At 42.2% G+C, this 7,594-nt stretch carries 7 protein-coding genes; 1 reads left to right on the plus strand and 6 read right to left on the minus strand.

What is annotated here, in order from left to right:
* Positions 1-162: 162 nt before the first annotated feature.
* The 3 genes from secF to H6G79_RS27270 all read right to left on the minus strand — a co-directional run bounded on the left by secF (position 163) and on the right by H6G79_RS27270 (position 3,731).
* Positions 163-1,149 carry a protein translocase subunit SecF gene (gene secF, locus H6G79_RS27260; protein ID WP_190595012.1) on the minus strand — a complete coding sequence of 329 codons (987 nt, stop codon included), beginning with the start codon at positions 1,147-1,149 and terminating at the stop codon, positions 163-165.
* Entirely contained in the window at positions 1,146-2,570 is a 1,425-nt protein-coding gene (gene secD / locus H6G79_RS27265; protein ID WP_190595011.1) for a protein translocase subunit SecD, read from the minus strand. Before secD ends, secF begins: the two co-directional genes overlap by 4 nt.
* A gap of 177 nt (positions 2,571-2,747) precedes the next feature.
* Entirely contained in the window at positions 2,748-3,731 is a 984-nt protein-coding gene (locus H6G79_RS27270; RefSeq protein WP_190595010.1) for an alpha-ketoacid dehydrogenase subunit beta, read from the minus strand.
* Positions 3,732-3,933: 202 nt separating this feature from the next.
* Between H6G79_RS27270 and H6G79_RS27275 the strand changes: the two genes are divergently transcribed.
* Entirely contained in the window at positions 3,934-4,626 is a 693-nt protein-coding gene (locus tag H6G79_RS27275) for a hypothetical protein (protein ID WP_190595009.1), read from the plus strand.
* Positions 4,627-4,768: 142 nt separating this feature from the next.
* On the opposite strand, the gene H6G79_RS27280 is transcribed toward H6G79_RS27275, so the two are convergent.
* The 3 genes from H6G79_RS27280 to H6G79_RS27290 all read right to left on the minus strand — a co-directional run bounded on the left by H6G79_RS27280 (position 4,769) and on the right by H6G79_RS27290 (position 7,433).
* Positions 4,769-5,059 carry a DNA-binding transcriptional regulator gene (locus tag H6G79_RS27280; protein ID WP_190595008.1) on the minus strand — a complete coding sequence of 97 codons (291 nt, stop codon included), beginning with the start codon at positions 5,057-5,059 and terminating at the stop codon, positions 4,769-4,771.
* Between the two features lie 169 nt (positions 5,060-5,228).
* Positions 5,229-6,167 carry a hypothetical protein gene (locus tag H6G79_RS27285; protein ID WP_190595007.1) on the minus strand — a complete coding sequence of 313 codons (939 nt, stop codon included), beginning with the start codon at positions 6,165-6,167 and terminating at the stop codon, positions 5,229-5,231.
* Positions 6,168-6,257: 90 nt separating this feature from the next.
* Positions 6,258-7,433: a DNA double-strand break repair nuclease NurA gene (locus H6G79_RS27290; RefSeq protein ID WP_190595006.1), complete on the minus strand. Its 1,176-nt coding sequence runs from the start codon at positions 7,431-7,433 to the stop codon at positions 6,258-6,260.
* Positions 7,434-7,594: the final 161 nt, after the last annotated feature.

Here is a 7,594-nt window from a genome sequence, read left to right on the forward strand (position 1 = left end):
AGCAGGAAAAGGTCACGCGGACGTTGATGCAAATAGTGTTAGCAATTTTTGATTTTAAATGCGAGATTTTGGGTAGTTTTTGAATTTGAGTCTTGGTTTGAGAAATGTGGGAGCCTTATAAACAACATTTCAGCAAGTTAATCGAAAATCCCTAATAATTGACTAACTATCTGCTGATGCGTCAAATGCTTCGCTGTTGGTGACTGGATTAGGTTTCTCGGTACGTTCCCGCCACAAAGCTAGGAGAGTACTAGCAATAAAAATACTGGAGTAAGCCCCGGCGGTGAAACCAATAATTAAGGCTAAGGCAAAGTTTTTTAGGGTTTCTCCCCCAAACAGAAAGATGGCAAATAAGGTCAATAAAGTTGTTAAGGTGGTGTTAATTGACCTAGTTAGGGTTTGATTGACGGCATCATCAACAATTTCGGCAATTGGGCGGTTAGGATTGGTTTTGAGGGTTTCACGAATGCGATCGTAAATTACCACTGTATCGTTGACTGAAAACCCAGTAATTGTCAGCAAAGCAACGATGAAAAGGCTATCTACTTCTGTTCCGAAAACCAGACCAAAAATTGAGAATATACCTACTGTGATCAACACATCATGAAACAAAGCAATAATCGCAAAGACGGCATAATCTAACTGGAATCGGAAAGCTAGGTAGACGATAATTCCAGCAAATGAGACCACCAAAGCAATCATCCCAGAGGTAAATAACTCTCTTCCCAAGGTAGGCCCAACTGTGTCAATTTGGTTTTTCTGCTCGTCAAAAGCACCAACTTTGGCGCTGAGAGCATTTTGCAACTGGGTACGCTGATCGCGATTTAAATTTTTTGTCCGAATCAAGATACCGTTTTCTTTTTTGGTTTCTTGATCGGCAACAATTTGGATACTGCTATCACCTAGCCCTTGTTCTTTGGCGACTTCCCGAACAACGTTGATATCAAGTGGCTGTTCACAGTTTTTCGGTTGACTGCAATCTCGTTCAAACTGTAGTCTTGTACCGCCGACAAAATCTAAACTTGGACGTAGAGGCGCACGAATATTTGGATTTTGCCAAGAAATCACCATTGAGATGATACCAGCGAGGATCACTGCACAAGAGATAGTCCACCAAAGCGATCGCGATTTGTTAATACTCAGTTTCATTGCGCTACCTCAGTCTTATTAGATGCTCCTGATGCTGACAGGTTCGGACAGTAAAATTCTGGTTTTCGCAGTGCAGGAATCGAAATTGCTAAAAACATAAAGGTACGACTACAGGTAATCGCAGTAAACATACTCACTGCTACGCCCAAAGCCAAGGTGAGCGCAAAGCCTTTCACCAAACCAGCACCTAGCCAGAATAACGCTGCACAAGCAATTACTGTTGTGACGTTGCCGTCTAAGATACTCGAAAAAGCGCGGTAAAAGCCAGATTCCACAGAGCGATACAATGACTTACCTGCTTGCAGTTCTTCTCTGGTGCGCTCAAAAATTAGCACGTTAGCATCCACCGCCATACCAATACTCAGAATAAAACCTGCAATACCTGGCAATGTCAGAGTTACACCTAACAAGGCAAAGCAAGCCCAAGTCAGAATAGCGTAGATAATCAGAGAAATATTCGCAATTAATCCTGGTAGTCTATAGTACAAAATCATAAATATTAATACTAAAAGCAGACCACCACTGCCAGCATAGATACTGCTGACAATACTGTCCTTACCCAAGGTTGCCCCAACGGTGCGGATTTCAGCAATTTCCACGGGTACAGGTAACGCACCACCACGCAGTTGCACGCCTAAATCATTGGCTTGTTGGGCTGTAAAGCGGCCTGTAATGACGGCTGCACCACCAGTAATCCCATTAGCCGCAAATTCTGGCCCGACTACAGGGGCGCTGATCAGTTCGTTATCAAGGAAAATCCCAATACTACGGCCTGTACCTGCTAAATTTTTGGTAATTTCAGCAAATAATTCACCGCCCTTCTGCTCAAAGCGAATGGCAACATTCCAATTGTTACCTTGTTGAGTCGGTTCACCGTAGGCATCTTGCAGGTATTTACCATTAAGGGGAGGATCGGTGCTTTCAAATAATTCCAGGATAGCTTGATTATTTTTTTGTAATTCTTCTTGATTTTTGTTAATTGCGGCTTTATCTGTGCTGTTGCGTAATTCTTGCTGCTTGGCTTTCAGTTCGGCGCGTGAAGATTGAAAGGCAAAAAGTTGGGTTTCAGTTCCAGGTTTTTGTTTACGAAATTCTAATTGTGCTGTACCGCCTAGAACTCTTTCTGCTTGTTCGGGATCATTTACCCCTGGTAACTGGACAAGAATTTTATCTGCACCTACGGTTTGAATGACTGGTTCGGAAACACCAAGGCCGTTAATTCTTCCTTCTACGACTTTCTGAACGCCTGCTAATTCGCGTTCGGTGATTTCCTTCATCCCTGGTGCGGGTTTGACTTGAATTGTAAGCTGGGAACCGCCGCGTAAATCCAGCCCCAGAGGTATAGGAATTGTGGCAATTACTGCGATCGCAGCGATTACCAAAACTAATATCAAAGCTAATAGTGACTGCTGTCTTTGCATACCATAACTCGCAACTGACAAACGCTATAATAGCGTTCTTTGATGGAGTTATGAATGATGGGGAGTGGGGAGTGGGGAGTGGGGAGTAGGTATCAATCAAGTCAAAGGTCAAAAGTCAAAAGGTAAAAGACTATATTTCTTTTGACTTTTGCCTTTTGATTTTTGCCTTTCTACTCCCTAAACCCGCATAGCGACCATTTTCTGTACAGCTTCAACGATTTGTTCTGGCTGAACAATGGTAAGACGCTCTAGAGCGCCGTTGTATGGTGTGGGAATATCTTGGGAAGATAGACGCAATACTGGTGCATCTAATTCGTCAAAGAGGCGATCGTTAATGGAAGCAGTTAGTTCTGCACCGATACCGCCAGTCCGCATACATTCTTCTACGACAATGACGCGGTGGGTTTTGCGGATAGATGCACCGATGGTATCAAAATCCAAGGGTTTGAGTGATATTAAATCAATTACTTCGGGGTCGTAACCTTGTTTTTCTAAAGCTTTGACGGCTTGCACGACATGATGGCGCATCCGGGAGTAAGTCAGAATTGTGACATCTTTGCCTTGACGCACTACCTCGGCTTTATCTAAGGGCAGGAGGTATTCTTCTTCTGGTAAATTTTCTTTTAAGTTATACAAAAGTACATGCTCAAAGAACAGTACGGGGTTATCGTCGCGGATGGCGGATTTGAGTAAGCCTTTGGCGTTGTAGGGTGTGGAACAAGCCACAATTTTTAACCCTGGTACGGCTTGAAAGTAAGCTTCTAGGCGTTGGGAGTGTTCTGCGCCTAATTGTCTACCGACACCACCGGGGCCGCGAATTACCATTGGAATTTTAAAGTTACCGCCGGAAGTATAGCGCAGCATCCCGGCGTTATTGGAGATTTGGTTGAAGGCGAGGAGCAGAAAGCCCATGTTCATACCTTCAATAATCGGTCGCAACCCAGTCATGGCCGCCCCGACTGCTATACCAGTAAAGCTATTTTCGGCGATGGGAGTGTCTAAAACCCTCAAGTCACCATACTTTTTGTACAAGTCTTTGGTGACTTTATAGGAACCGCCATAATGTCCTACGTCTTCACCCAGAACAAATACACTGGAATCACGCGCCATTTCTTCATCAATGGCTTCCCGCAGAGCGTTGAAAAATAATGTTTCTGCCATTTAAACCTTTAGTTACGACGGTTGTTTTAGAATCTTATCGCGCTGCCGTAGCAAATACGGTGAGCGATCGCACTAGTTGGAGATGAGTTTTTGAAATATTAGTAAATCTACTGAATTCAATACTCAATAATGTTTATTTAGTATATACATAAATTGTCACAATTACGGCTATGTCTCGTTGTTACTCAACCTAATCCAGAACATGAGTAGATTTCGATTTCCGAATTTTTTGACTACGATTCGAGCAATAATTATTGTACTTTGTGGTTTGATGACTTTTTCGATATTAGGCTATGCAGCTTATCGAATTTATCAAGAATTATTTCGAGAACGTCATGTTGGTGACATAGTTAATCTAGAAACTGATTCTGATATTCAAGTGCAATTTAGCTTGGGTTCATTTGAAGTGATTAAAGGTACACCGTACCTAATGGCAACGATCAGTTCCCAACAAAATTATCGTCAGTCTTACTATGAAAAAGAAGCTGCCAGCATTCGGAATTTTTTATTTTTTAATACCAGTGATCAATCAGCTTGGAAGTTAATTCCCAATAATAACTCGTTGTTTTTACGCTATCAAACATTAGGCTTATCAACACCTCCTGAAAATGTTATCAAAAAGGTGCAAGGAATTTGGTATGAAGTGGTAACGGCTGACAGCGATGGTGACAAACGTCTGACAGCAAGCGATCGCAAAACTATAGCTGTTTCTGATTTTGCTGGCAAAAATTATACTGAAGTTATCCGCCAAGTAGACCAAGTATTAGGAACCCATCAACCGAATGAATCCACTTTCCTAGTTTTTTACACCTCAGATGCAAAAAATTTCGTGACTGAAATAAATATTTTAACGCGAAAAGTGGTGGTAACAAAACCATTACCACCGTTAGAGTAAAAAGTATTGAGTCACCGAAGTTTGCTCAACGGGGGTAACCCCCGCACGCAACTTCTCGCTGAGTAATTTTCCAAAACTAGTACAGTTCAGCCTGACTATACAAGTTTCTTCATTTCATACTTCATACTTCACACTTTTTGTTTTAACCACAAACAGTTGCATCTGGGACTGGCGCTACTGAATTTTCAGGAAAACGCTTTGGTCTACCGGGTTTACGTTTATGGCGTTGATTGATGGATTTTTCACTGGCGGAGGCTAATTCTTCTGGTGTACAGCCAAATAGACGTATAGCCTCTAGATATTTTTTGGGTGTCATTGTAGGTTCAGTGCGGCCAGCTTCCCAGTTACGTACACTGGTTTCACTAATTGCAAGCCTGAAGGCCACCTCTGCACGGCTAAGTCCAGCACGTTCTCTCAGGACTTGCATATCCATAGTTTCATGCTCCCTTTAAGAATAATTTTGAATTTATTTATTAAATCGATTGGCGTTTAAGCCAATTGCAAAGAATTTATTAACTATCTTATTTTATAAGCGATCGCCAATCCTCTAGCAAACGAGGTATAACATTCATAATATAAAGAGTTTAAATATACAATGAACGTCAGCCAGGAATTGAAATAGTAGAATTTGCGGTGCGGCGTTTAAAAATAATCATCTCGTTACCGACAATGGGGTTACGGGCGACTAATCTATCTTGAGAGTCGAAAATTTCTAAATGACTAAAATTGAGTTCTTGAGAACGCTGTAATATTTCTGATGCCAGTTTGTTTTGTTGAGATTCTTTAAGAGAGTACCAATCATCATTAATTTTAATAATGAGATTGCTAGTGCGAAAATTGGCTTGAATTGACTTTATCAGACCAGAGGCAAAGCGATCGCTAATTTCTGCTACTTGATTTTCAATTGCTGCAATCAAAATTTGTTCTGGTGTTAATTCTACTGCTGGTGTCGGTTCTGGTTCTGGTGTTGGTGTAACCTCCGATTCTGGTTCTGGTGTAGGAGTAACTTCCGGTTCCGGTTCTGGTGTTGGTGTAGCTTCTGCTTGTGGTTCTGGTGTTGGTGTAGGAGTCACTTCCGGTTCCGGTTCTGGTGTTGGCGTAACTTCTACTGGCGGCTGAGGTTCTGATCTTGTAGACTCTGGCGGAACAGTTGGCGTAGGCGTAGGTGCAGGAACTTCTTCAGCAGGCGGAATGGTAGCAATTTCCGTAGGTTTACTCGAAAATAAGCTAGAAGTTGTCCCAATCACCAAAACTAAAGTAATTCCAGCAATAATTCCTGTCAAAGTTGTGTTCGACAACTTCCTAGAGAAACTTGCTGGTAATAAAGAGCGAATTTTAGCTAATAACCCATTCCAGACTAACTGAAACTGCTGCCAAGTTGGATTTGTTGTAGATGACTCAGCCTCTAATTTCACCACGGCTGTTTCTAAAACCCCAATTGTCCCCCGCAACACTCCGATAATAGCCGCCTTCCAAATTGGTGGCTTTCTGGAGTAAGGTTCTTGGGGAGAAGGTTGTGAGTTTTGGTTGCCTCGTGACATAGAACTTTCACCAAAATCAGCGAATCAAAGACAAACAATATATAGCAGGATATAGCAGGTGATAAGTTACAGGTTAATATGTCTGAATTTTTAAGCGATACTTCCGCGTTTCCTGGCTTCTTTGTAAGAAGTACCGACATTTTTTAAGCCAGCTTTAATCATTTGCTTTTCTAAAAGGGCGAAGAAACGCGCCTTATCTCCACCTCTGACTACAGCTTGATTATGCGCTTCTGCGATCGCCACTGGGTAGCCATATCCTTTTTGAACTTGCGCCAGCATCAATCCCAAGGCTTCATCAAACATAGCTGTATTTTCCACAACCCAAGCAGGGACTTCAATACGAGCAATTTCCGTACCTACGTGAACATAACAAAAATAAATGTTTTGACCTTCATAAAACTCTAAAATTCGCGCATTACTCCGCCATAAAGGGCCGCGTTGTCCTGGCTGGAGTTGAGTTGACCACAAAGACGTATCTCGTAAAGGTTCAAATACTTTGCAAGGAACTTTTTCTAACTGGTTGGGACAATAACTTACACAGTCGGGAACCGGATGGGGACAAGCCATCAACCGTAAAAAGTTAATTCCCTCCACATTCCGAGAGGCGCTGAGATAACCCATCAAAGGGATTCCTGCATCACGTAGCTGCTGCCAAGCTTGCAAAATCGGCGGTAAAATGCGATCGCGTGCTTCTAGCGGTAACTGTTCTAAAAACCAATAAACTAACGAACCATCCACCATTGCTAAGGCTGGCGCATCTCCCTTGGCTGCACAAGCTAATTCAGCTAAGACCGTTGCTTCACTCGCAGTCCGACAAAAACCCATCCATTCTTCTGTTCTAATTCCCCACTGACGCGACGCATATAAATCTTCGGGGCGGTAAAATACTTCTGGCAAACTATCAAGTAGTGGATGACGATTTTGACCGTAGTGTAAAACGACTCTGCCAATATTTAAGAGATAACAATAAGCTATTTCGTGGTGGCTGGGGGCAATTTGTGAACCGTCGGTAGCGATAACGGTATGTACTTTCGGTGGAATAGGAATATCAATGCGAGTTTCTAATGGCTCAATTGGGGTAGCATTAGCAAATAAAATGCGATCGCGCCATTTTTCTTGACGTTCAATTAAATCTTGCTGACATTCGTAAGCATTTATTAAATGTTGTTGCGCTAATTCTAAACGCTGGCGACCAGCAACAGCTTCTTGAGAGAGATGCTGGCTTAAACCTTGCATTTGTCGCGCTAATTTTGTCAGGTCAAGCATATATTTTTAATTGAACCAGAAAATATTTGATGAAATAGAGACGTAAAATTTACCGAAAAACTGGGTCTAAAGCCTGGCACTTCGAGGGCGACTTTTATTGTATTCCAATTAATCTTATACCGAGCATTGTAGTATAAGAGAGGAGGTGAAGCGATGCTAGT

Origin of the sequence: Anabaena sp. FACHB-83, assembly GCF_014697485.1 — a bacterium.
Lineage (GTDB): Bacteria > Cyanobacteriota > Cyanobacteriia > Cyanobacteriales > Nostocaceae > Nostoc_B.